This window comes from Rhizobium sp. BK316 (assembly GCF_014193695.1).
In the GTDB taxonomy this organism is placed as follows: Bacteria; Pseudomonadota; Alphaproteobacteria; order Rhizobiales; family Rhizobiaceae; genus Rhizobium.
In genome coordinates, this window is sequence record NZ_JACHZR010000001.1 from 1,572,775 (window position 1) to 1,596,121 (window position 23,347).

A 23,347-nucleotide genomic window follows, 5' to 3' on the forward strand; every position below is an offset into this window, starting at 1 on the left:
AGACAATGACAGATCACGCTTTGGGGGTGACGAGGGGGCGCGCTTCTCCCTGGCGGCGGTTCGCAACCATGCGGGAAGCGGGGCTCATCGCCATCATTCTCGCGCTTTGCGTTCTGATGAGCTTTGCCTCCCCGCACTTTCTGACGCTCGGCAACTTCAGGGCCATGCTGATGTCGTTCTCGGTGGAGGGCATCGTCGTCGTCGGCATGACGATCCTTCTGATCGTCGGTGGCATCGATCTGTCCGTTGGGTCGGTCGTCTGCTTCTCGATGGTTCTGTCGGGATCGCTGTTCCTGATGGGGCTGGATCCATGGAGCGCGTCGCTGATCGGCATAGCTGCGAGCGCGCTGGTCGGCTGTGCCATGGGCTTCTTCGTCACCGTCATCGGCCTCAATCACTTCATCACGTCGCTGGCCGCCATGGTGATCGTGCGAGGCCTTTGCCTCATCATCACGCAGGGAACGCCGCTCTCGCTGTTCACTCTGCCGCCATCGTTCAAAGCCGTCGGGCAGGGAACGCTTTACGGGATACCTTACGTCATCCTGATCTTCGTCGCCGTGGTTACCATCTTCGACTTCCTGCTGCGCCGTGCGACAGCCTTCCGCAAGGTTTTCTATACCGGCAGTAATGAGAAGGCGGCGCTCTATTCCGGCATCAAGACCAGCCAGGTAAAATTCTGGGTCACCGTCCTCTGCGCCACGCTGTCGGGCGTTGCGGGCGTCATCTATATGTCGCGGTTTGGTGCTGCGACCCCCACCTTTGGCGTCGGAATGGAGCTCAATATCATCGCGGCAGCCGTCATCGGCGGCGCGTCCCTGAGCGGCGGTTCCGGCACGATCCTCGGCGCCATCCTCGGTATCGCCCTCTTGTCAGTGGTCACAAGCTCGCTGATCCTGCTTAATGTTTCCGTCTATTGGCAGGATATGATCAAAGGCTGCATCCTGCTGACTGCTGTTTCCATCGACCATTTCCTGCATAAGCGGAAGGCTGCGTGACATGCCGATTGCAAAACTCAAATCTCCATCTGCGCCCCGCGAGGAAATCGTCATCGCGCGCCAGATGCACCAGGCTCTCGTCCTGCACTTCCTCGAAGGTCTGACACAGGCACAGATCGCCGATCAGCTCGGCATCTCGCACGCCACGGTAAACCGGTTGATCAAGCGCGGCCGCCAGCTCGGCCTGGTCGAGATCAAGATCAAATCCCCCGTCGAGCCGCTGGTGGACATGGAAGAACAGCTTCTGGCGCTTGGCGGCATCAGCCGCGCCATCGTCGTGCCGGCCGTGTCCGACAATCCGCAAACGACGTTGCAGACGGTTGGCGAAGCGGCAGCGCGTCTGCTTCTTGAGCACGTTGCCGACGGTGACACGATCTGCATCACCGGCGGCAAGGGTGTCAGCGCCGTCGTCGCCGGCCTCCAGCCGCCGCGCCGCTTCGACGTCGAGGTCATTCCGGCGACGGGCTGCGTCCAGGGCAAGCACTACACCGACGTAAATCATGTTTCGACTATGATGGCCGACCGCCTCGGCGGTCATTCGTTCCAGATCCATGCACCTCTCTTTGCCGATAGCGCTGCAGAGCGCGACATGCTGATCAACATGCGTTCTGTTGCCGATGTCTTCAGGCGCGCGCGAGAGGCCAAGGTGGCGGTCGTCGGCATCGGCTCCATTCTCTCCGATGACTCCAGCTATTATGATCTGCACCCCTCGTCGAGCACGGACCGCGCAGCAATCGAGCGCTCCGGCGCCTCTTGTGAGCTGCTCGCGCATCTGCTCGATGACCGGGGCAGTGTCTGTGACTACAGCCTCAACCGATCACTGGTCTCGCTGACCCTTCCGGAGTTTGCCTCGATCCCGACGAAGATTGGTGTGGCAAGCGGTCGGAACAAGGCAGGTCCGATTCTCAGCGTTATGCGCGGTCATCATCTCGATACGCTGGTCACCGACGAAGCGACCGGTGCTCGTGTTCTGGCGCTGGCAAACGGTGAAGGACAACGCGCATGAGCGAGCAGCAGTTGATACGCGCGATCGGCAGGTCGGGCATCACCGCTTCGGCTGTCGGCCTCGGAACATGGGCGATTGGCGGCTGGATGTGGGGAGGCACGGATGAGGCGGAATCGATCATCGCAATCCAGGCGTCGCTGGATGCCGGCGTTACGCTGATCGATACCGCACCGGCCTACGGGCTCGGCCGATCCGAGGAGATCGTCGGCAAGGCGCTTGCAGGCCGTCGCGACAAGGCCGTCATTGCGACCAAGTGCGGCCTCGTCTGGCACACGGACAAGGGCAGATATTTCTTCGAACAGGATGCCAGACCGGTTCACCGCTATCTCGGCCGCGATGCGATCATTCATGAAGTTGAAGCGAGCCTGCGGCGCCTCGATACAGACTATATCGATCTCTACATCACCCACTGGCAGGACCCGACGACGCCGATCGAGGAGACGATGCGGGCGCTGGCAGACCTGAAAACATCCGGTAAGATCCGTGCGATCGGCGCCAGCAATGTCAGCGCCGCCGATCTTGAAGCCTATATTTCCGCTGGCGGCCTGGATGCCATCCAGGAGCGGTTCAGCATGATCGACAGGGAGATCGAGGCCGATCTATTGCCGTTGACCCGACCAAACGGCGTTTCGACCCTCAGCTATTCATCGCTCGCGCTCGGTCTTCTGTCAGGCGCCATCGGCCCCGAACGGAAGTTTTCCGGCGACGATCAAAGGCGCGACAATCCGCGCTTTTCCGTCGCAAACCGTGAAAAGGTGATGGATTTTGCCGATGCGATCCGGCCGGTTGCCGACAAACATCAGGCCAGCATCGCGCAGACGGTGATCGCCTGGACGCTCGCCCAGCCGGGTATCACCTTTGCTCTTTGCGGCGCCCGCAACAGAGCGCAGGCGCTCGACAATGCCCGAGCCGGAACCATACGGCTGGATGCAAATGACCAGTCAGCCATCGATGCAGCTATTTCAGCAAAACTGACCGCCATGGACAGGTAAACGGATCGTCATCATGAATCGTGAAGAGACCTTGGACGGGCTTCGCCAGAGCCCGAAGGTGGACGTGTGTGTCATTGGCGGCGGTATCAACGGCATCAGCGTCTTCCGGGAGCTGGCGCTGCAGGGGCTCAATGTGCTCCTGGTCGAGAAGCACGACTACTGTTCCGGCGCGAGCGCTGCACTGTCTCGCATGGTGCACGGAGGCCTTCGCTATCTTGAGAACGGCGAGTTCAAGCTGGTTCAGGAATCGCTGGCCGAGCGCGACCGGCTGTTGCGCAACGCCCCGCATTACGTCGCGCCTCTGCCCACGACGGTTCCGATCTTCGACATGTTTTCCGGTCTCGGCAACGGTCTCGTCCGCTTCCTCGGGTTGACCCGGCGACCAAGCCGCCGCGGTGCTCTGGCGATCAAGGCCGGGCTCAGCATCTACGACTTTCTCACGCGCAAACGGGCGATGATGCCGCCTCATCAGTTTCGCGGGCGGCGCACAACGCTTGCGAAATGGCCGGTGCTCAATCCCCAGATCAAGAGTTCCGCGACCTATTACGACGCCTGGGTCAGCCATCCGGAACGCCTTGGCTTCGAACTGCTGGAGGACGGTTTATCGGCGGGACCGGAGGCACGGGCACTGAACTACAGCGATATCCGGGCAGCCGGCGAAGGCCGCTATCTCGTCCGCGACACCATAACCGGCTCTTCGGCAACGATCGAGCCCACGCTCATCATCAATGCAACTGGCGGATGGATCGACATTACCAACGGCACGCTCCTTACCTCGGACATACGACCGGCATCCCTGATGGGTGGAACCAAGGGATCTCATCTCATTATCGACAATGCAGCGCTTTACGAGGCGCTCTCAGGCCACATGATCTACTACGAGAATGAAGATGGCCGGATTTGCATCCTGTTTCCTTATCTGGGCAAGGTGCTTGTCGGCTCCACCGACATTCGCGTCGCCGATCCCGATACCGTCCGCTGCGAAGCGGACGAGCGCGACTATATACTGCAGTCCCTGTCGTTCGTTGTCCCCGGCATTGATATCCGGCCGGAAGAGATCAGCTTCCAGTTTTCGGGCGTGCGGCCGCTGCCAGCCAGCACGGACAGCTTCACCGGTCGCATTCCGCGCGATCATTTCTGCACGGTCGTGGATGCTGCCCACGGCGGGCCATCGATCGTATGCATGATTGGCGGCAAGTGGACGACCTTTCGTTCATTCGGCGAGCTGGCCGCCGATCTCGCATTGGAGCGGCTGGGCAAAGAACGCCGCATCTCCACGACAGATCGCGCGATCGGCGGCGGGCGCCGGTTTCCGCTGGATCGTGCTGCCTGGATCGCTCGCATGGCTGCGAAAAAGGGAATTGCTGGCAGCCGCATGGCGACGCTTTTCGGCCGTTACGGCACACAGGCGGAGGCGATCGCCGATTTCATTGCGATGGCGCCGGATGCGCCCTTGCCGCATCCCGATTATTCGAAGCGCGAACTGCTCTTTCTTATCCGCAACGAGGCGGCGGAGCACCTGGATGATCTGCTGCTGAGACGTACCACGCTTGCCATATCAGGCAACCTCTCGCAGCAGATGGTGGATGCGGTGCTCGATCTTCTGACGGAGCACAAGGCTTGGACGCCTGCGCAGCGTGGCGTTGAGCGAGAACGCTTTCTCACGCTTTTGCGCGAGCGCCACGGCGTCACAGAAAAGATCCTTTCCGAACGGAACGAACAAAGGAGCATGGAATGCGAAGCAACAGAAAAGTCCGGATGAACCGGCTGTTTAGTGGCGGCCGCTGCCTGGACGTGGCGATCGATCATGGTGTCTGCAACGAACCATCGTTTCTCAGCGGTCTCGAAGATATGCAAGCTGTGGTCAAGGCTCTCGTCGATGCGGGGCCTGATGCGATCCAGATGAATTATGGCCAGGCAGACTTGCTGCAGGAAGTCGCAGGAAGAGACAAACCGGCTCTCGTCATGCGCGTCGATATGGGAAATCCCTACAACCGTATACGACATCGGCACATGTGGGCGGTGCTGCAGAACGAGGAGCAGCCTTTGATCGGCGCCATCGAGATGGATGCGGCCTGTATTGTGGTCAATCTGTTCATGCTGCCGGACGAGCCCGACCTCTTCCGCCAATGCGTGCAGAACATCGCTCGCGTTCGAGCCGACTGTGACAGATATGGCATGCCGCTGATGATCGAGCCGCTTGTCATGCAGCCTGTCGACAAGGCCGGTGGCTACATGGTTGATGGCGACGCCGGCAAGATCGTGACCTTGACCCGGCTTGCTCGCGAGATGGGGGCGGATATCATCAAGGCGGACCCGACCACCAACGCCGAAGATTTTCACCGCGTCGTGGAAACGGCCCGCTGCCCGGTTCTCGTGCGCGGCGGCGGTAAGGAGGATCTGCGGGGTGTCTTCGACAAATCGGCGGCCTTGATGCGCCAGGGCGCCGTGGGCATGGTCTACGGGCGTAACATCTACCAGCACGCTAATCCCAGCGCCGTCGTGCGCGGGTTAATGGCAATCGTGCACGATGATGCCGGCGGCGAAGAAGCGTTTGCGCTCTATCAGCGCGGCTGAGGGTGAAAAGCGGAATCTTGGGAGGGGTTCGGATGCCAGAATATCTATTGGGGCTCGACGCCGGTAACACCGTTATCAAAGCGGTGATCTTCGATCGCGCCGGCAATGAAATCGCCGCTGCGTTGGCGGAGGGACATAGCCGCATGCCATGCCCGGGGCACGTGGAACGCGATCTCGACGAACTCTGGGCGAATGCGTGCAATGTCATTCGCAGCTGCATCGAGCAAGCAGAAATCCAACCGAGCGAGATCGCCGCGCTCGGTTGCGCCGGCCATGGAAACGGACTTTATGCCCTGGATCTTGACGGCCAGCCGCTGCTCGGCATCCAGTCGCTGGATACGCGGGCTGCAGCTCTCGTCGAGGAATGGCAGGCGCAGGGCGTTGGGGATCGCACCTATCCGATCGCACAGCAGCGGCCATGGCCTTCTCAGACGCCGACCTTGCTTGCCTGGCTGAAGCGGCACCGGTCGGAAACCTTCGCCAAGATCGGTACGATCTTCCTGTGCAAGGACTTCATCGTCAACCGCCTGACCGGCATGCGGTTAAGCGAGGTGTCCGACATGACCGGCTGCGGACTGCTTGATGTCGCCGCCCGCCGCTACGATCGGACGTTGATGGAGGGCTATGGCCTTGGTGACTGCATGGAGCTATTGCCGTCGCTCATCGAAAGCTCCGATATTGCGGGATATATCACCGCGGAGGCTGCGGCTCAGACGGGCCTTGCCGTTGGAACGCCTGTCGTTGGCGGTCTCTTTGATGTGGTCGCCTCAGCCATCGGTTCCGGGGTTACCCGCACCGGTGCCACTTCAATCATAGCCGGAACCTGGAGCATCAATCAGCTGATCATCGACATGCCCCGGCTGGCTGCGCCGGTCTTCATGTCTTCCACCTTCGACCGGCAGCGCTATATGGCGATCGAATCGAGCGCCACCTCGGCCGCAAATCTCGAATGGCTGGTGCGGGAATTCTTTGCCGACGTTCCGACCGGCGGCCGCTCTCCCTTCGATCTTTGCGGCGACCTTGCCGCGGCGATCGAACCGGCGGCGGATGATCCGCTTTACCATCCCTTCCTCTATGGGGCGCAGCAGAACGGCAATGCTCGAGCCGGCTTTTATGGCGTTGGCGGCTGGCATACGAGGGGACATCTCGTGCGCGCTGTCCTCGAAGGCGTTGCTTTCGGTCACCGTCAGCACATCGAGACAATGCGCCGGGCGGGAGCCGTCTTCAATGAAGCGGTGCTTTCCGGCGGCGGTTCTCGGAGCCCGATCTGGCCCCAGATATTTGCCGACGCGCTGGGTCTGCCGGTATCGATCGCGCGCTCGCGTGAGACCGGGGCGCTCGGGGCAGCGATCACCGCAGGAACGGGCACCGGCATATTCGCGGATTTTGCCGCCGGCGCGGCCGCGATGGTGCGGATGGAGCGCCATTACGTTCCGGACACGCGTCTGGAAGCCCACTATGAACGGCGTTACGGCATCTACCTGGATATCGCCGCGGCGATGACTCCGATCTGGCGTCGTCTCGCCTCCCGCAACGAACCAGTCACAGGAGCCACACAGTGAGCAAGGCTTCGAGCGAGGCGATTGCGGACGCCGGATCCTATGACTTCATCATCGTTGGCGCCGGGTCGGCCGGATGCGTGTTGGCCAACCGCCTGTCCGCCAATCCTTCAAACCGGGTGCTGTTGCTCGAGGCGGGTGGCAGCGACCGGTATCACTGGGTTCATATTCCGATCGGATACCTGTTTTGCATGGGCAATCCGCGGACGGACTGGATGATGAGGACGGCGTCTGAGCCTGGCCTCAACGGCCGTTCGCTTCCTTACCCACGCGGCAAGTTGCTGGGCGGCTGTTCCTCCATCAACGGCATGATCTATATGCGTGGGCAAGCCGCCGATTATGACGGATGGCGGCAGGCCGGCAATGCCGGGTGGGGCTGGGACGATGTTCTGCCTTATTTCCTCAAATCCGAAGACAACTACCGGGGCAAGACGGCTATGCACGGGCAGGGCGGCGAATGGCGCGTCGAGCGTCAGCGCCTCTCATGGCCCGTTCTCGACGCATTTCGAGATGCGGCCGAGGAACTCGGCATCCCGAAGACGGATGATTTCAACAGCGGGGACAATGAGGGCTCAGGCTATTTCGAAGTGAATCAACGCGGTGGCCTGCGCTGGAATACAACCAAGGCGTTTCTCCGCCCCGCTATGAAGCGGCCCAATCTGCGGGTCTTGACGGGTGCCGAAACGGAAAGGCTGCAGTTCGAGGGCCGGCGCGCCACTGGCGTCCGGTTTCGATCGAACGGCAAGATGCATGAAGCGCGCGCCCGCCGCGAGGTCATTCTTTCCGCCGGCGCTATTAATTCACCGAAGATCTTGGAACTCTCCGGGATCGGCAGGCCCGATGTGCTGCAGCCGGCCGGAATTGACGTCATTCATTCGCTGAATGGTGTCGGCGAAAACCTGCAAGACCATCTTCAGATTCGCACGGTCTTCCGCATTGAAGGCGCAGAGACCTTGAACGTGCTTTATCACAACCTCTTTTCACGCGCAGGCATGGGTTTGGAATATGCCCTTCGCCGCTCTGGCCCGCTTTCCATGGCGCCAAGCCAGCTGGGCATCTTTGCAAAGAGCGATCCGAGCTTGGCCACCGCGGATCTCGAATACCATGTCCAGCCTCTCAGCACTGACAGGCTCGGTGAACCGTTGCATCGCTACCCGGCCGTTACGGTGTCGGTTTGCAACCTGCGCCCGGAAAGCAGAGGCACCGTGCATATCTCAGGGCCGGATGCATGGGCGGCACCGGAGATAAGGCCAAATTATCTCTCGACCGCTGGAGATCGTATCATTGCCGCAAGATCGATACGCCATGCGCGCAGGCTGATGCAGACAAGGGCGATATCGCAATTTGAACCCAAGGAAATGCTGCCAGGCGTCGAGTTTCAAAGCGATGACGAACTGATCCAAAGGGCAGGGGATATCGCAACGACCATTTTTCATCCCGTTGGAACGTGCAGGATGGGAAGCGATGACAATGCTGTCGTCGATCCAGAGTTACGCCTACGTGGTGTCTTGGGGCTGAGGGTCGTTGATGCGTCTGTCATGCCGACCATTGTCTCAGGCAACACCAATTCGCCAGCTATTATGATCGCTGAGAAAGCGGCAGACATGATCGCCAATTGAGAAAACGCGTCTCCCAGACGATGCGCAGGCCACTCTATCGATCTGTGAGCGCGAGAGAATTTTTCAGCCGGTTTTTCGCCGCATAAGGCGATCAACGGCACTTCCTTTGAAACCGATGCAGCAATCCTCCAACCCTTGCCCACTTCCATAAGATCGCCGTGCGTTGTGTAAGGGTTGCACTGACAACATTGCTGAGATGGTCATCGCACCAAGGTCACGAACGCCCTGGATCACTTTACAGACCGTCTTCATCTGCCGGAAAGCAGTCCTCTATCTGTAGCTGCTTGGGGAGCGCCCGTACCGTTTCTTGAAGGCGTTCGAGAAATACTGGCTCGAACTGAAGCCGCAGCTCAATGCGATCTCAGTGACGCTGGTGTTGCGCGGTTCCTGGAGGAGGCGCGAGGCGTGCTCCAGCCGCAAATGCTGGAGGTACTGGCGAGGAGCCATGTTAGTAAGCTTCTTGCAGTAGTCAGAAAAGCGGGTGCGCGAGAGCCCACATTCCTCCGCCATGCTTTCCAGCGACCACTCTTCCTCAAGTGCATAGGCCAGCCGGCGCAGAAAGATCGCGACAGTATGTTGCGAGGTCGAAAGATCGGGGTTGAGTGTCGGAACCTGTTCGTTCATCCGATCGATCAGGCTCAGCATCATCGCGTTGATTGCCACCTTCAGGCGCGTCTCGCCATCCTCCGGGCTGCGGTCGAGCAGGATGGACGGGATCGCCTCGAAGGCGCGGCAGAGTTCCGCCCCGCCGTCCCAGACCGGCTGGTTGTTCTGCGTCAGGATCTCGTCGAGCCGTTCGGCCTCGTCCCTGGAGAAGACGAGCCAGTCCGGCCAGTCGGGCGTCTCGCTCGGCCGACGAAGGCCCGCGTCGAGAATGATCCACAGGAGCCGGCTGGGGCCGACAGTCGGATTGCCGATGGCATGCAATTGCCACGGACGGATGACGATGAACTGGCCCTGCTCGAGCGCGTAGGTCCGCTCGTCCACAACCAAATCAAGGCTGCCGCGCGCGAGATAGGCAATCTTGAAGCCTTCGTTGCAGTGCCGGTCGAGCCCCCAGGACTGGTTGTGGCGCGCATCCCAGAAACCGACGGTGCGGATGCCCGGCAGGCGCTCGCCGAGCGAAATGCCGGGATAGCTGCCGCGCGTCCAGGCGTGAAGCTCGACCTCGCCCTGACGGGCGGCGGCCTGCAGTTCCTTGCAGTTGTTCGCATACATGACCGAGTCGGGCTGGCGGAAGACCGAGGGCCGGTAATCGGCCGTGGAAATTACGGCATGTTTGTTCACTTCGCGCCTCCCAACACAAAATGACTTAAGAAATTTACCACTGTTGTCGTCCGCAAGAATTGCCGAGTCAAGCCTGCCATTGTGCCTTCGTCGCGGATGGCTTGATGGAGACGGGCCAACGCGGCAAGGGGGAGGACATCAGTGAAAATCGCATTCAACCTGCTCGTCATCGGTGCGGACATCGGTCTGCAGCACGCACGCCGGCTCGAGCGGCTGAAGGCGCTTGGCTATGACGCGGTGGAAATTCCCGTGTTCTCCGGCATCGAGCAGCACTATGCGGCGCTCGGGCGGCTGCTTGCCGATATTGGTCTCACGGCAGGCGCCGCCGCCGCCGCGATGCCCGAGGCCAATCCTGTAAGTGCGGTGGCATCCGTACGCGCAAAGGCGCGCGATCATCACCGCTGGATCGTCGATTGCACGGCTGCGATGGGCGGCGAGATCATTGCCGGCCCGCTCCATTCGCCCGTGGGCGTTTTTACCGGCGTCGGACCGACGCCTGAGGAATTCGACCGCTGCGTCGAGGCGATGCGCGCGATGGCGGACTATGCGGCGCCTGCCGGCATTCGCATTTCGGCGGAAGCCGTCAACCGTTTCGAATGCTACATGATGTCGACCATCGCCCAGGCATCGGCGGTCCACCGTGCCGTCAACCACCCCAATTATGGTTATATGTTCGACACGTTCCACGCCAATATCGAGGAAAAGGATCCGCCGGCGACCTATGAGCGCTATCACGGGGAGATCAATCATTTCCATGTATCCGAAAACGACCGCGGCGTTCCCGGTTCCGGCCATGTGCCTTTCGCGGCGCATTTCGATGCGTTGCGCCGCTGCGGCTATGAGGGATGGCTGACGGTCGAATCTTTCGGCCGCGCTCTGCCGGAGCTTGCCGGCGCGACGCGGGTCTGGCGCGATCTGTTCGACGATCTCGACAGCCTGTTTGTCGAAAGCATCGCCTTTATCCGCCGGGAATGGGCGGCGGCGGGAGAGAGGCTGGTATGACAGCTATTCCCGCTCTCAGCATGACTGGTATAAGCAAGGCGTTTCCAGGTGTTCGCGCGCTCGATGGCGTCGATTTCGATTGCTTGCCGGGCGAGGTCCACGCGATCTGCGGCGAAAACGGCGCCGGAAAATCGACGCTCATGAAGATCCTCGGCGGCAGCTACCGGCCGGATGCTGGCTCCATTCATCTGGCCGGGAAGGCCGTGCATTTCACGCACCCTCGGCAGGCGGCGGAGGCCGGAATCGCGATCATCCACCAGGAACTCAGCCTGCTGCCGCATCGTAGCGTGGCGGAAAACATCTTCATGGGACGCGAGATCGCAAGGCGCGGCATCCTGGACAAGGCGGCGATGCGGGAGAGGTCGGCAGCGCTTCTTCGCCGCATCGGCGCGCAGGTCGATCCGGAGGTGCTGGTTTCCTCGCTTTCCATCGCGCTTCAGCAGATCGTCGAGATCGCCAAGGCGCTCCTCCTCGATGCACGAATCCTCGTCATGGACGAACCCACGGCCGCGCTCGACGAACGGGACAGCCGCACACTGCTCGCGCTTGTCGAAGGTCTCAGGCGCGAGGGGGTCTCGATCGTCTATATCTCCCATCGCATGCCCGAGGTCACGGCCATTGCCGATCGCATCACCATCCTTAAGGACGGCCGGAAGATTTGGACGCGGCCGCGCGATGCCGCCCCGATCAACGAGATCGTGCGCGCCATGGTCGGCCGCGACGTCAAGGACTTCTATCCTGCCTCACCGGTTTATGCGCCGGGAGGGGTGCTCCTTGCCATAGAGGGCGGGGCGAACGCCGGCTTGCGCGATATCGCCTTCGACGTCCGAGCCGGCGAGATCATCGGCGTGGCGGGGCTGGAGGATTCCGGCAAGGGCGCACTGGCGCAGGCGCTCGTCGGAGATGTTCCCTTCACGAGGGGCAGGGTCGCGCTTCGTGGCGAGCCAATCGCCCTTCGCACCCCGCGGCAGGCGACGGCCGCCGGCATCGGCTACCTCCCAGGCGACCGCAAGCGCGAGGGGCTGGCGCTACGCCAGTCCGTCCGCGACAACGCGCTCCTGACGCTGCGTTCCATGGCCAGGCTTTTCGCCCGGCCGCAGCGCGGCGCGCTCGCGCCCGATGTCATCGACGAAAGGCTTCGCATGATGGATGTGCGTGCTGCGGATTTCGGACAGGAGATCGGAACGCTTTCGGGCGGCAACCAGCAGAAGGCGATCATCGTGCGCTGGCTGGCCCGGGCGTCCGACATTCTCGTATTCGTGGAGCCAACGCGCGGCATCGACATCGCGGCCAAGGCGGCGATCTACGAGACAATGCGACGCCTTGCCGATTCCGGCCGAGGCATCGTCGTCATCTCCTCCGACATGCCTGAACTCATCGGCATCGCCGACCGCATCCTCGTCATGCACCAGGGGCGCCTGTCCGGCGAATTGCCGAGGGGAGCAAGCGAGGAGGACATCATGCATCTTGCCCTTGGCCTTGCAGATGCAGCGCGCGGGGAGGTAAACCCATGACGATCGATATCGAGAAGCCGAAACCGGCCCTTCCGGGCCTATCCATCGCCGTTCTGCTTGCGGGGCTCTCCATCGGGTTTTTTGTCGTCGTTGCGCTTGCCACCGGCGAAACCGCGCAACTCACCGGTCAAGGCGTTGCGGGTCTGCTCCAGCGCATGGTTGCGCTCGGACTTGTCGCGATCGGCCAGACCTTCGTGATCCTCGTCGGCTCGATCGACCTTTCGGTCGCTGCGCTGATCAGCGCCGTTGCCGTCCTCGCCTCGCATGTCATGCAGAGCGATCCGGCGATGATCCTGCCAGCCGTTCTCGCCTGCCTCGGCCTCTGCCTTGCAGCCGGGCTCGTCAATGGCACCCTGGTCGCCTACGGCGGTATCAATCCGCTGATCGCAACGCTCGGCACGGGCCTCGTCATCCAGGGCGTGCTTGCCGCTTCATTCGGCGCGTTGCAGGGCGCGGTCGCGCGCGAGTTCCAGATCATCGCCTATGGCGGCGTGCTGGGCGTGCCCTATTCCATCCTGCTTCTCGTCGCCCTGTCTCTCGTAGCCGCCTTCGTGCTCTACCGCACGTTGTTCGGCGCGCGGCTCTATGCCGTCGGCGGGAATCCTGACGGTGCGCGGCTCGCCGGCATCCGCACAGAACGGGTCATTCTCTCCGCCCATATGGTCGCCAGCCTCTTTGCCGGTGCGGCAGGGCTCTATCTCGCCGCGCGGCTGCAATCCGGCACGCCATGGATCGGGCGCGACGGCATCTACGATCTCGAATCCATCGCAGTCACGGTCATCGGCGGCACGATCCTTGCCGGCGGCAAGGGCGGTGTTGCTGGCACGCTCGCTGGCGTCCTGCTTTTTGCCAGCCTCGATGCGGGTTTCAACATGCTCGGCATCGACGCCTTCCTGAAACAGGTGCTGCGCGGAGCCATCGTGATCGCCGCCGTCGCCGTCCATGCCGTTCGCACAAGGGGGCATGTCGCATGACGACCGTTCCGCAGATTTCTTCGTCAGTTCGCCGTCCGACGCGCATCGCCGCCAATGCCGGTATCGTCATCTTCGTCGTGCTCTATGCGGCCATCGCCTTTCTCCAGCCGAGCTATCTGGAGCCGAGCCTCTTCATGAACTTCATGCGGCGGGCAGCGCCGCTCGTCATCCTCGCCTGCGGGCAGCTCTACGTCATCCTGACGGGTGGCTTCGACCTCTCGATGGGCGCGGTGGCCACCCTGGTGGTGCTGGCCGCTTCGATCCTCATCAATGGCGATCCCGGCGTGACCCGGGTGGTCATCGGCGCGCTCTATGCCATGGGCATCGCCGTCGGCCTCGTGAATGGTTTCGTCGTCGCCTTTCTCAAGGTGCCCTCGATTATCTCCACGCTTGGCACCATGCTGCTCGTCAACGGGCTGGCGCTGGCCTGGTCGGGCGGAGCGCCGCGCGGCGACCTGCCGGACAATTTCCGCAATCTCGGCCGGCTTGTCTGGCGTGACATTCCCGTTGTCGGCACGCTGCCGCTTGCGGTGATCGTCATCGCCGGCTTCGTGGCATTCGCCTGGTGGGGCTTGAATGGCACCGTCTATGGCAAGCGGGCGTTGGCCGTCGGCGACAATCCGCGAGCGGCGGAGCTTGCCGGCACGCCGGTTGCCGCGACGCGCATCCTCGCCTTTGTGGTCTCGGCGGTCTCCGCCGTCACGGCCGGCATCCTGCTCGGTGGCTTTTCGGGAGTGTCGGTCAATGCCGGGGAGGGGCTCGAGCTGCAGGCGATTGCCGCCTGCGTCATCGGCGGCGCGCAACTGCTCGGCGGACGCGGCTCCATCTGGAGCGCGGTCTTCGGGGCGCTCAGTCTCTTCGCGCTCTTCACTTTGCTCAACGTCCTCGGATTGCCGCAGGCGCTGCGCGACAGCATCCAGGGGCTGATCCTGATCGCCGCGGTGGGCGCCAGCGTGCGGCACAACCGCCGGCTCACCTGAGCGATATTCGTCATCAACCGCCGGGGCGACCGGCTTCGTGGAGGAGGAGAAAAAATGAAACTCAGGACAATACTGGCGACGACCGTGGCGCTCACATTCACCGGCCAGGCACTGGCGCAGGATTTCAACGATCCGGTCGAGTTCAAGAAGCAGCGCGAGCAGCTCTCGATAAAGCCGCAGGGGCCGGAAGGCCAGCCCTGGGCGCAGCATCTTGGCGACGGCATGGTCGACACGGCCAAATACAAGAAGGACGGCCAGGTCACGATCTGCTTTTCCAACGCCGGCGTCTTCAATCCCTGGCGCGTGGTCGGGCTCAACAACCTCAACGCCGAGGCGGATCTGCACAAGGATCGCCTCAAGGAACTGATCGTCGTCGATGCCGAAGGCAAGGACGACAAGCAGATTTCCGACATCGAGGCCTTGGTCAGCGGCGGCAAGTGCGATGCGTTGATCGTCTCGCCCAACACGACGGCGGCGCTCACCCCGGTCGTCGACGCGGCCTGCGGCAAGCTTCCCGTCATCGTCTTCGACCGAGGCGTCAACACGCAGTGCCCGGTGACCTACATCCATCCGGTCGGCGGCTACGGCTTCGGCATCACGTCCGGCGAGTTCATCGCCAGCAAGCTGAAGAAGGGCGCCAATGTGCTGGCACTGCGCATCATGCCGGGCGTCGACGTGCTGGAAACCCGCTATTCGGCCGCCAAGAACATCTTCGACGAAGCCGGTATCAAGGTGATCGGTTCGGAGTTCACCGGCAGTGACCGGGCCAAGACCAAGTCGATCGTCGAGGACTACATCAACCGCGGCGAGAAGATCGACGCGGTCTGGATGGACGCCGGCGACACCGCGACGGCAGCGTTGGAAGCCTTCGAGGATGCTGGCCTTCCCTATCCGGTGATCAGCGGCGAGGATCAGCAGGACTTTCTGCGCAAATGGCAGTCGGAAAAACTGACCGCGATCGGCCCTTCCTACCCGACCTACCAGTGGCGCACCGCCATCATCGCGGCCCTCGACGTGCTGGATGGCAAGCAGGTCCCAGGCCCTGAGTGGGTGCTGCCACAGCCGGCAATCACCGAGGACGTGTTAGCAAAATATGTCGACGAGCGCATGCCGCCGCTGCACTACAGCCTTTGCGGCTGCCAGGAGTTGCCAGATTATCCGGAACGCTGGGGCGGAAAGATGTAGCGGTTGCCCCAGCCGAAGGGGTGAGCGCCGCATCCGGCATCATAAACTTAACAGCTGAGAAGCCAAGGTGAGGCTCCGGCAGCAAGTATCGCCTATGCGCGGGCGATTTTCGCCCACAGGCCCATCGCGGCTGCTTGCAGTTCGCGATGATGGCCAGAGGGGATGTCGTGGCGCGGGATGTGAAACAGGTTGGCAATCGGATCATGGATGGAGACGAAGCGTTGTAGATGTCGCTGTGACTTGAAGCGCTTCATGATCCCGCTCTCGTCGCCGGGTCGGCTGGTGAGAATGATTAGTGTGGAATTCGCGCCATTGCGACCAATGCGTACGCCCGATGGAGAAATGCAAGAATCGAACCGCACCCGTTGGGCAGAATGAGCGCGGCTCGATGGGTGGGCCGGAAGATCAGTTGATTCTTCTACCTGCGGCGGAGAAGAGATGGATTTTCCCGGATTTGGGGGCGAGATGGATTTCCTCACCGGGCCTGAAATCCATCCGGCGGTGCAGGACGATGGCGGCCGTCTGGTTGCCGAGGCGAACGCAAAGATGGGTTTCCGCTCCGGTCGGCTCGACGGTCAGCACCGTGGCCGGAATACCGGCATCCGCCACTTCGAGATCTTCCGGGCGTATTCCATAGGTGCATGCCGCCTTGTCGGTTTCGGCCGGCAGCGGCAAGCTGACGCCGCCCTTGATACGGAACCAACCCCCACTGATGCTGCCCTCAAAAAGGTTCATAGCGGGCGAGCCGATGAAGGTGGCGACGAAGGTGTTATCGGGGCGATCATAGAGGTCGAGCGGCTTGCCGATCTGCTCGATGCGCCCTGCGCGCATCACCACGATCTTGTTGGCCATGGTCATCGCCTCGATTTGGTCGTGTGTGACGTAGACGATGGTGGTGCCGAGGCGCTGGTGCAATTCCTTGATCTCGCTGCGCATGGTGACGCGCAGCCTGGCGTCGAGGTTGGAAAGCGGCTCATCGAAAAGGAAGACCTTGGGGTGGCGCACGATGGCGCGCCCCATGGCGACACGCTGGCGCTGGCCGCCGGAGAGCTGCTTGGGCAGCCGTTCCAGCAGCGGCTCGAGCGCGAGGACGCCGGCGGCTTCATTGACCAGCTTGTCGATGGTCGCCCTATCGTGGCCCTGCAGCTTCAAGGCGAAGCCCATGTTCTCTCGGACCGTCATATGAGGATAGAGCGCATAGCTCTGGAACACCATGGCGATGTCCCGTTCTTTCGGCGCCACGTCGTTGACGATGCGCCCGCCGATGCGGATCTCGCCGCCACTGATGTCCTCCAACCCCGCAAGCATGCGCAGGAGCGTAGATTTGCCGCAGCCCGACGGCCCGACGAGCGTGACGAACTCCCCGTCCTCGATATCCACGGAGACTCCATGGATGACAGAGACCGCACCATATTGCTTAAGGACGCTATCGATCGTTACCGATGCCATTGTCTATTCCTCCCTCAAAGCTTGAGCTGCCAGATCCTGGCGGCAGAGATCGCACCGGCGAGCTTCGCCGAGCGAGCGGCGGCAAAACTCGGAATACGCTTAGTTGCTGTCCAGCGGCCGTTGTCGGCGAAGACTTCAATGGAGCCGGCATCGAGGAAGATGCGCAGTTCCGAGGGCCTGGCGCCCGCGGCAAGATAGCGCGGTGGTGCCTTGCCCGTGCCTGCGTCGAAGACAATGGCAAGGCCATCGGCGTCGAGTCTGACGCCGATGGCGACGTCTGGATGGTCTAAGGCAAGATCGAAGGCCGCGCCGGGGACGGCGAGGCTGAGCGCGATTTCCACCGCTCCATCGCCAAGCAGCACAGTCTCGCCGGCGGCGAGCGACGTGTCGTCGATGAGCCTGTGACGGAGGCTCTCGGCCGCGGCGATGGGCGGGGTCAGCACGCTGTTGTCTTCTACAAGGACGCGGCGCGGCAGGGTCATGGCCGTCGGGAAGTCGTCCTTCTGGGAGAAATCCGTCCAGTTGGCCAGCCAGGCGATGCCGACCGGCTCTTCACCGTCGACAAAGGCCTGAAAAGCATAGGCGTCGGAGCCAAAATCCAGCTCCTGCTCGAAATCCGATGTGAAGCTGCGTCCGTCGAAACGGCCAACCGTGACGAAGGTGAGATTGCGGCGGCCGGTCACGGGGTCGCGGCTGGTCAGCAGGCCGAAGATCAGAGCCCAGCGGGTCTGTGGATCGTCCGCCCTGCCGCCGACCGGCACCATGCAGGGGCATTCCGCCGCCGTCATTCCGAAGCGATCCTCGCGGTGAATGACGCCGAGGAAGGTCCAGCCGCCGGCGCCCTCAGAATCGATGGTTTCGTAAAGCAGCACGACGCCCCCCTCACGGTCGCGGCTGCCGAGCAGCATCTTCCACCGGCCGTCTGGCCCCTTGAAGACATATGGATCACGGAAATCGGTGGTGAGGCCGAGGCCTTCCGGGCGCAAGGGCAGAACGATTTCGCTAGCACCCGCGACAATGCCGTCTTGGCTGACGGCGGAAAGCTGAATCTGCTCCTCCGGCTTCCGGTCACGCACATGCTCGGTGTAGAAGACGCGAATTTCTTCGCCTTCGGGGCCGGAGAGGGGAATGGCCGAGCCGGAGAATGCGCCGCCGCGCCCGTCGTCCCTTTCCGAGAGATGATCGGCTGGAAGGAGGAACATCGGCAGATGCGTCCAGCGCAGGAAATCCCTCGAGACGGCATGCCCCCAGTGCATGGTGTTCCAGCGCGGCTGGTGCGGATAGTGCTGGTAAAAGAGATGCGCGCGGCCGGCGAAGCGGCCGAAGCCGTTCGGATCGTTCATCCAGCCAAAGGGCGGGCGGAAGTGATAGGCGTGCGGCAGTTGCGGCGGCGCGGTGCGGGCATCGTGATGAAGCACGCGGATGCCCTCCTCCAGCACCGTTTCCGGCCGGAAGGCGTAGGCGACCGACAGCATGGTGTCTGCTTCGTCATAGGCCAGCACCGCGCGGCCGCTCTTGCCGAGGGTCACGGCGAAGAATTCGAATTCCTGCGTGCGGCGCGTGGCTGGATCGGCCACGTCCTCGTGATCGACGGTCACGAGGAGCCTGGCTTCGCCGCCGGCGCGCCGCGCCTTCAGCCAGAGATGCAGCACCGTGCCGGAGGGAAAATCGGCCTCGATTAACTGAAGCACGGCGACTGCAGATTTTGCTGCGAGAGACATGGTTAACCTTTCACGGCGGAGCCGATGAACGAACTTACGAACCAGCGTTGGAAAGAGAGGTAGAGGATGAGCACGGGGATCATCATCAGGACCGAGGCAGCCATGGCGCGGTCCCAATAGATGCTGTCTTGCCCGAAGAAGGTGGCGATGGCGACGGCAATCGGCCGGGCATAGTCGGTCTGGGTGACAAGCGTCGGCCAGAGATACTGGTTCCAGCTCTCGATGCCCATGAGGATGGAGACCGTGGCGAGCGCCGGCAGACTGAGCGGCATGTAGATGGACCGATAGATGCGGAATGCCGAGGCGCCGTCCATTTCTGCTGCTTCGTAGAGTTCCTTCGGCAGTTGCGCGAAGAACTGGTAGAAGAGGAAGACATAGAGCGGGCTCGCCACCCAGGGCAGGATCTGCACAGCGAAGGTATCGGTAAGCCCCGCCCGCGACATCATGACGACGAGCGGCATGATAATGCTTTCCTGCGGGATGACATAGAGTGCTACGACCAGCGCTAGCAGAACGGCCTTGCCGCGTAGCGTTCCCCAGGCGAGCACGAAGCCCGCCATGGAATTGATAACGAGGCCTGAGACCACCGTGACGACAAGGATCACCAGCGAGTTGAAGAGATAGCGGCCGAAGGCGAGCTCACCGGAGAAATTGGCGATCTCGCGATAGTTCGACAAGGTCGGGTCGCTCACCCAGAAGGCGCGAAAGCTGCCCATGTCGGCGAGGATCCGGAAGCGGTCGTCCTTCAGGCTGGCGATCAGCAGCATGAAGAGCGGCGAGATTATCACGAGCGCGATGACGAGAATGCAGAGGCTCTGCACGAGACGCAGGCCCGTCTTGCCGTTGCCCCTGGGAATTGCCAGCGGGGCGGGCTGGCTCAACGCGATATCAGACATCGAAACGCCTCAGGAGTTTGCGCTGGACGAGCGCGATCAGGAGAACGATGACGAAGAGGATGACGGAAACCGCCGATGCATAGCCGAGTTTCTGTTCCTCGAAGCCGGCGCGTACCATGTAGTGGACCACGGTTTCCGTGCTTTCCTTCGGCCCGCCCTGGGTGAGGATCGCCACCTGCGTATAGAGCTTGAAGGCCTGGATGGTGGTGATGACCAGCACGAAGACATGAGTGGGGCGCAAGCCCGGCATGGTGACGTGCCAGAAGCGGCGCAGCGCGCTCGCCCCGTCGATGCGCGCGGCATCGTAAAGCTCGTCCGGAATGCCTTGCAGGCCGGCGAGGTAGATGATCATCTGAAAGCCATAGGCCTGCCAGGCCGACAGCAGTACGATGGAGAACATCGCCCAGTTAGGATCGCCGAGCCAGTCGATCGGCTGGATGGCGCCGCCCGAAAGGAAGCCGACGATCTGGTTGAGGGGACCGCTCGGATACTGGAACAGCGTGCCCCAGATGACACAGACCACTACCATGGAGGTGATCGCCGGCAGGAAGAAAAGGCCGCGCAGCAGGTTCTTCATCGGCAGCTTCTGGTGCAGCAGCAGCGCGGTGAGGAAGGCGAGACCGCACTGGACGGGCAGAACCCAGATGGTGAAGCGCGTGACGTTCCATAGCGATGTCCAGAACAGCGGATCGCTGAAGACGCGCTGGAAATTCAGGAGGCCGACGAATCGCACCGGCGTCGGGCGGGGCACGAGCGGCTGGTTGGTCATCGCCGTCCAGAACGACAGCAGAAAAGGTGTGATCAGGAAGGTGGCGAGCAAAAGCACGGCCGGCGCGATCATCGCGACTTCCTGCCAAAATCGCTGGCGGTCGCGCCGTCTGCCGGGGCGCGGCAATGCGGGCGCTGAGGTCTGTTGCAAGGTCATTGTCTCCTCCTCATCGATCATCCTCCGGGGCGGGACCAGCCTGAGAGCCGGCCCCGCAAATGCCTTAATGCTGCTCGTCGAAGGGCGGGTAGCCGGCATTGTCCTCGATATCCTCGTCAATCTTCTTGGCCGCCGCCGTCAGTGCCTCCTGTACGTCGCCGCCATTGAAGACCTTGTCGACGGCCTGCATGAAGGCCGAAGTGATCGTTGGATAGGCCGGATGCGGCGGACGGGCGATGGCCGTCTTCGAGGCCTGTTCAAAGGCGACGGCGAGGGGGCCGCCTTCTGCGTAGAGCGGGGATTCGGCGGCGAAGCTCTTGAGTCCCGGATAGCCGGACTGGCTCTTGGCATAGGCGCGGTAATCCTTGTCCTTCAGCATGAAGCTCAGGAACTTGCCGGCGATATCGGGGTTCGCGGACGTCGCGGAAATGCCCCAGATCCAGGTGCCATTCGGGCTCACGCCCTTCTCGCCGATCTTCGGCAGCGGCATAACGACGATATTGTCCTTCATCGCCGCGGCGGCCTCGGCATAGAACCAGTGGCCGCCCATGGCGAGCGCCGCCGGCTGGCCTTCGGCGTAGAACTGGTTGGTGCCCGATGAGGTAGGCACGACCCAACCCTTCTTCACCCAGTCCTGCATCATGGTCAGCGCCTTGACGCAGGCCTCGCCGTCGAGCGTGCCGCGGGCAGTCCAGGTCTTCCGGTCGATCAGGTTGCAGCCGGCGCTTTCGAGCAGCGGGCCATAGGCATAGGTGATCCACTCTGTCTTGATGCCATAGCCGCGGAACGTGTCGATCGGCCACTTCACACCGTCGAGCTTCGAGAGCTTATCGAGGTAGCCCTCGAATTCCTCGCGCGTCCAGGCATCGTCCACGGACTTTGGAATGCGCGCACCGATGGCTTCGAGATACTTCTTGTTTCCATAGAGTACGACGGACGAGTCCGTGAGGCCAACGGCATAGAGCTCTTTGTCGATCGGATAGGTGCCCTGCGCGACGTTCGAGTCCGTCATATCGTCGAGCACGTCCTGCTCGAGCAGCGGCTTGACCGGCTGCAAATAGCCTGACCAGACGTAATTGGCGAGGAACGGCGCGTCGAGCTCCATGATGTCGGGCAGTTGCTTGGACATGACGGCGGCGCTGAACTTTTCGTTATAGGCGTCATGCGGCGCGTAGATTAGCTCGATATCGACATCCGGATTGGCCTCCTCGAAGCGCTTAGCTACGTCGCCGTAGGTATTCACCCAGCCCGGATCGCCTTGATGCATGATATGGATGACGGTCTTCGCCTCGGCGATACCCGCTGCCGCGACCAGCGCGGCGGTCGTAAACATTGTGGAGAGTAAACGATTACTCATTCTTGCGATCATTTTGGTAGTCTCCTCCTGTTGAATACGATTACATGCGAATGTTCAGACGGACGCCCGTTCTACGAGATGGAACGGGAGTTTGCGCAGAGACTGCGGTTCTGGCTCTCCGGCGAGGAGAATCTCCATCGCGAGACGGCCCATGGCACGGTGTGGCAGGGCCATCGTCGTCAATGGCGGGTCAAGCCGCGAGGCGAGTTCGACCTGATTATCAAAGCTTGCCACCGCGATATCGTCCGGTATGCGAAAGCCGGCACGGGCAAGCGCGGCATAAACCTCCATCGCTACGCGGTCGTTGCCGCACAGGATGGCATCGGGCCTTTCACCGGATGCAAGAAGCGCCTCCAGATGGATGGGGACCAAGCTCGGCGCACGATCGCTGTAAATCCTGCGGCGCACGGCCGGGAAGACACCGAGGGGGGCAACGCCCGCCTCCTTCAGGGCACCGCGAAAACCCATCTCGCGGAGCATGCCGGCGAGAATGCCCGGCAGGTTGATGAAGGCTATGCGGCGTCGGCCGGCAGCGAGAAGATAGCGCACGATCTCCCGCGCGCCACCCTCCTCGTCCGGCACCAGCGAGGTGACTCGGCCGGAGGTCTCGCGGCAGTTGATCATCACGCCGACGGAGCCGGTCAGCTTTTCCGGCAGGGCGACATCCTTGTGGTACATGGCGGCGTAAGCGACGGCGCGAGGACGGAACTGCTGCACCTCGCCGAGTACCGACCCAATCGACTGGCCGCTGCTGTGGTTGATCGCGAAGACCGCCATTCCGGCACTGCGCGCCGCGCCATCAAGGCCGCGCACGATCTCCGTCGCAAACGGCGAGGTGATGAGGCCGTCGGAGATGACGCCGACCAGCGGCAGCCAGCCCTGGCGCACTCCCCGCGCTGCCAGGTTTGTGACGTAGCCGAGTTCCTCGGCGATGGCCTTCACCTTCTGGCGCGTCTCGTCCGACATACGGGCGGAGCCGCCATGCAGCGCGCCGGAAACCGTCTTCACCGAGACGCCGGCACGCTCCGCGATGTCAGAAAGCGAGACTGCCAAGTCCTTCACCACCACTATTGGGTTATCGATTACTCAATCGTATAGGCGTGTGGTGTTTGTCAAGTAGATATTGAGGCTGATCGTGCGATCGGATGTGATCGCCTAATTCGCAAGCGAGGCCCTGGCAACTAGATCCAACTGAAAGGCTCCCCGCACGCGAAGCTTTTGCAGTTGTGCCGCCGCGGGCGGATTTGACCCAGCATCGACATGTTTTGATCGACATTAATATTACTATTTACTAATTTAGATTCTGGTA

Annotated in this window: 19 protein-coding genes and 1 pseudogene; 12 read left to right on the forward strand and 8 right to left on the reverse strand. The window is 62.1% G+C overall.

Features of this window, described 5'->3' with window-relative positions; translation table 11 throughout:
- The first annotated feature begins 5 nt into the window (after positions 1-5).
- From FHT87_RS07095 to FHT87_RS07125, 7 genes are read left to right on the forward strand one after another with little or no spacing between them, the layout of a single operon-like run.
- Positions 6-995 carry an ABC transporter permease gene (locus FHT87_RS07095; RefSeq protein WP_183800543.1) on the forward strand — a complete coding sequence of 330 codons (990 nt, stop codon included), beginning with the start codon at positions 6-8 and terminating at the stop codon, positions 993-995.
- 1 nt (position 996) lies between these two features.
- Entirely contained in the window at positions 997-2,001 is a 1,005-nt protein-coding gene (locus FHT87_RS07100) for a sugar-binding transcriptional regulator (RefSeq protein ID WP_183726677.1), read from the forward strand.
- The gene (locus FHT87_RS07105; RefSeq protein WP_183726679.1) at positions 1,998-2,993 is read left to right on the forward strand and encodes an aldo/keto reductase; all 996 of its coding nucleotides are present in this window, start codon (positions 1,998-2,000) and stop codon (positions 2,991-2,993) included. Before FHT87_RS07100 ends, FHT87_RS07105 begins: the two co-directional genes overlap by 4 nt.
- A 13-nt stretch (positions 2,994-3,006) precedes the next feature.
- Complete coding sequence (locus FHT87_RS07110) at positions 3,007-4,755, forward strand: glycerol-3-phosphate dehydrogenase/oxidase (protein ID WP_183800547.1); 1,749 nt, start codon at positions 3,007-3,009, stop codon at positions 4,753-4,755.
- Positions 4,728-5,570 carry a class I fructose-bisphosphate aldolase gene (locus tag FHT87_RS07115; protein WP_246699571.1) on the forward strand — a complete coding sequence of 281 codons (843 nt, stop codon included), beginning with the start codon at positions 4,728-4,730 and terminating at the stop codon, positions 5,568-5,570. Before FHT87_RS07110 ends, FHT87_RS07115 begins: the two co-directional genes overlap by 28 nt.
- A gap of 32 nt (positions 5,571-5,602) precedes the next feature.
- Positions 5,603-7,132, forward strand: coding sequence for an FGGY-family carbohydrate kinase (locus tag FHT87_RS07120; protein WP_183800550.1), 1,530 nt, complete (start codon positions 5,603-5,605; stop codon positions 7,130-7,132).
- Complete coding sequence (locus tag FHT87_RS07125) at positions 7,129-8,748, forward strand: GMC family oxidoreductase (protein ID WP_183726685.1); 1,620 nt, start codon at positions 7,129-7,131, stop codon at positions 8,746-8,748. Before FHT87_RS07120 ends, FHT87_RS07125 begins: the two co-directional genes overlap by 4 nt.
- 270 nt (positions 8,749-9,018) lie before the next feature.
- Here FHT87_RS07125 and FHT87_RS07130 read toward each other — a convergent pair whose 3' ends face one another.
- Positions 9,019-10,035 carry a helix-turn-helix domain-containing protein gene (locus FHT87_RS07130; protein WP_183726687.1) on the reverse strand — a complete coding sequence of 339 codons (1,017 nt, stop codon included), beginning with the start codon at positions 10,033-10,035 and terminating at the stop codon, positions 9,019-9,021.
- Positions 10,036-10,176: 141 nt separating this feature from the next.
- On the opposite strand from FHT87_RS07130, the gene FHT87_RS07135 reads away from it, so the two are divergent.
- Genes FHT87_RS07135 through FHT87_RS07155 form a run of 5 tightly spaced genes read left to right on the forward strand, consistent with a single transcriptional unit; the run spans position 10,177 to position 15,690 of the window.
- Positions 10,177-11,037, forward strand: coding sequence for a sugar phosphate isomerase/epimerase (locus FHT87_RS07135; protein WP_183800553.1), 861 nt, complete (start codon positions 10,177-10,179; stop codon positions 11,035-11,037).
- Entirely contained in the window at positions 11,034-12,551 is a 1,518-nt protein-coding gene (locus FHT87_RS07140; protein ID WP_183726690.1) for a sugar ABC transporter ATP-binding protein, read from the forward strand. The genes FHT87_RS07135 and FHT87_RS07140 overlap by 4 nt, the downstream gene beginning before the upstream one ends.
- Complete coding sequence (locus FHT87_RS07145) at positions 12,548-13,525, forward strand: ABC transporter permease (protein WP_183800555.1); 978 nt, start codon at positions 12,548-12,550, stop codon at positions 13,523-13,525. The genes FHT87_RS07140 and FHT87_RS07145 overlap by 4 nt, the downstream gene beginning before the upstream one ends.
- The gene (locus FHT87_RS07150) at positions 13,522-14,505 is read left to right on the forward strand and encodes an ABC transporter permease (RefSeq protein WP_183800558.1); all 984 of its coding nucleotides are present in this window, start codon (positions 13,522-13,524) and stop codon (positions 14,503-14,505) included. The genes FHT87_RS07145 and FHT87_RS07150 overlap by 4 nt, the downstream gene beginning before the upstream one ends.
- Positions 14,506-14,559: 54 nt before the next feature.
- Complete coding sequence (locus FHT87_RS07155) at positions 14,560-15,690, forward strand: substrate-binding domain-containing protein (RefSeq protein ID WP_183726695.1); 1,131 nt, start codon at positions 14,560-14,562, stop codon at positions 15,688-15,690.
- 92 nt (positions 15,691-15,782) lie between these two features.
- Here FHT87_RS07155 and FHT87_RS07160 read toward each other — a convergent pair.
- The 7 genes and pseudogenes from FHT87_RS07160 to FHT87_RS07190 form a co-directional block, all read right to left on the reverse strand.
- A pseudogene (locus FHT87_RS07160) lies at positions 15,783-15,981 on the reverse strand (IS6 family transposase); the annotation flags it as partial.
- Positions 15,982-16,095: 114 nt separating this feature from the next.
- On the reverse strand, positions 16,096-17,139 hold the full coding sequence (gene ugpC / locus FHT87_RS07165) for a sn-glycerol-3-phosphate ABC transporter ATP-binding protein UgpC (protein WP_183800560.1): 1,044 nt from the start codon (positions 17,137-17,139) through the stop codon (positions 16,096-16,098).
- A gap of 14 nt (positions 17,140-17,153) precedes the next feature.
- Positions 17,154-18,860 (reverse strand): GH32 C-terminal domain-containing protein, encoded by a 1,707-nt coding sequence (locus tag FHT87_RS07170; RefSeq protein WP_183800564.1) that lies wholly within the window; start codon positions 18,858-18,860, stop codon positions 17,154-17,156.
- A gap of 2 nt (positions 18,861-18,862) precedes the next feature.
- Complete coding sequence (locus FHT87_RS07175; RefSeq protein WP_183800568.1) at positions 18,863-19,756, reverse strand: carbohydrate ABC transporter permease; 894 nt, start codon at positions 19,754-19,756, stop codon at positions 18,863-18,865.
- Positions 19,749-20,681: a sugar ABC transporter permease gene (locus FHT87_RS07180; RefSeq protein ID WP_183726703.1), complete on the reverse strand. Its 933-nt coding sequence runs from the start codon at positions 20,679-20,681 to the stop codon at positions 19,749-19,751. Before FHT87_RS07180 ends, FHT87_RS07175 begins: the two co-directional genes overlap by 8 nt.
- Positions 20,682-20,745: 64 nt before the next feature.
- Positions 20,746-22,038 carry a sugar ABC transporter substrate-binding protein gene (locus FHT87_RS07185; RefSeq protein WP_183800571.1) on the reverse strand — a complete coding sequence of 431 codons (1,293 nt, stop codon included), beginning with the start codon at positions 22,036-22,038 and terminating at the stop codon, positions 20,746-20,748.
- 54 nt (positions 22,039-22,092) lie between these two features.
- Positions 22,093-23,103 carry a LacI family DNA-binding transcriptional regulator gene (locus FHT87_RS07190; protein ID WP_183801078.1) on the reverse strand — a complete coding sequence of 337 codons (1,011 nt, stop codon included), beginning with the start codon at positions 23,101-23,103 and terminating at the stop codon, positions 22,093-22,095.
- Positions 23,104-23,347 lie beyond the last annotated feature (244 nt).

Excerpts from the sequence above, each read along its gene's own strand:
- FHT87_RS07095 (WP_183800543.1), top strand. The coding sequence starts at position 6 with ATGACAGATCACGCTTTGGGGGTGACGAGGGGGCGCGCTTCTCCCTGG.
- FHT87_RS07100 (WP_183726677.1), top strand. The coding sequence starts at position 997 with ATGCCGATTGCAAAACTCAAATCTCCATCTGCGCCCCGCGAGGAAATC.
- FHT87_RS07105 (WP_183726679.1), top strand. The coding sequence starts at position 1,998 with ATGAGCGAGCAGCAGTTGATACGCGCGATCGGCAGGTCGGGCATCACC.
- FHT87_RS07110 (WP_183800547.1), top strand. The coding sequence starts at position 3,007 with ATGAATCGTGAAGAGACCTTGGACGGGCTTCGCCAGAGCCCGAAGGTG.
- FHT87_RS07115 (WP_246699571.1), top strand. The coding sequence starts at position 4,728 with ATGCGAAGCAACAGAAAAGTCCGGATGAACCGGCTGTTTAGTGGCGGC.
- FHT87_RS07120 (WP_183800550.1), top strand. The coding sequence starts at position 5,603 with ATGCCAGAATATCTATTGGGGCTCGACGCCGGTAACACCGTTATCAAA.
- FHT87_RS07140 (WP_183726690.1), top strand. The coding sequence starts at position 11,034 with ATGACAGCTATTCCCGCTCTCAGCATGACTGGTATAAGCAAGGCGTTT.
- FHT87_RS07145 (WP_183800555.1), top strand. The coding sequence starts at position 12,548 with ATGACGATCGATATCGAGAAGCCGAAACCGGCCCTTCCGGGCCTATCC.
- FHT87_RS07150 (WP_183800558.1), top strand. The coding sequence starts at position 13,522 with ATGACGACCGTTCCGCAGATTTCTTCGTCAGTTCGCCGTCCGACGCGC.
- FHT87_RS07155 (WP_183726695.1), top strand. The coding sequence starts at position 14,560 with ATGAAACTCAGGACAATACTGGCGACGACCGTGGCGCTCACATTCACC.
- ugpC (WP_183800560.1), bottom strand. The coding sequence starts at position 17,139 with ATGGCATCGGTAACGATCGATAGCGTCCTTAAGCAATATGGTGCGGTC.
- FHT87_RS07170 (WP_183800564.1), bottom strand. The coding sequence starts at position 18,860 with ATGTCTCTCGCAGCAAAATCTGCAGTCGCCGTGCTTCAGTTAATCGAG.
- FHT87_RS07175 (WP_183800568.1), bottom strand. The coding sequence starts at position 19,756 with ATGTCTGATATCGCGTTGAGCCAGCCCGCCCCGCTGGCAATTCCCAGG.
- FHT87_RS07180 (WP_183726703.1), bottom strand. The coding sequence starts at position 20,681 with ATGACCTTGCAACAGACCTCAGCGCCCGCATTGCCGCGCCCCGGCAGA.
- FHT87_RS07185 (WP_183800571.1), bottom strand. The coding sequence starts at position 22,038 with ATGAGTAATCGTTTACTCTCCACAATGTTTACGACCGCCGCGCTGGTC.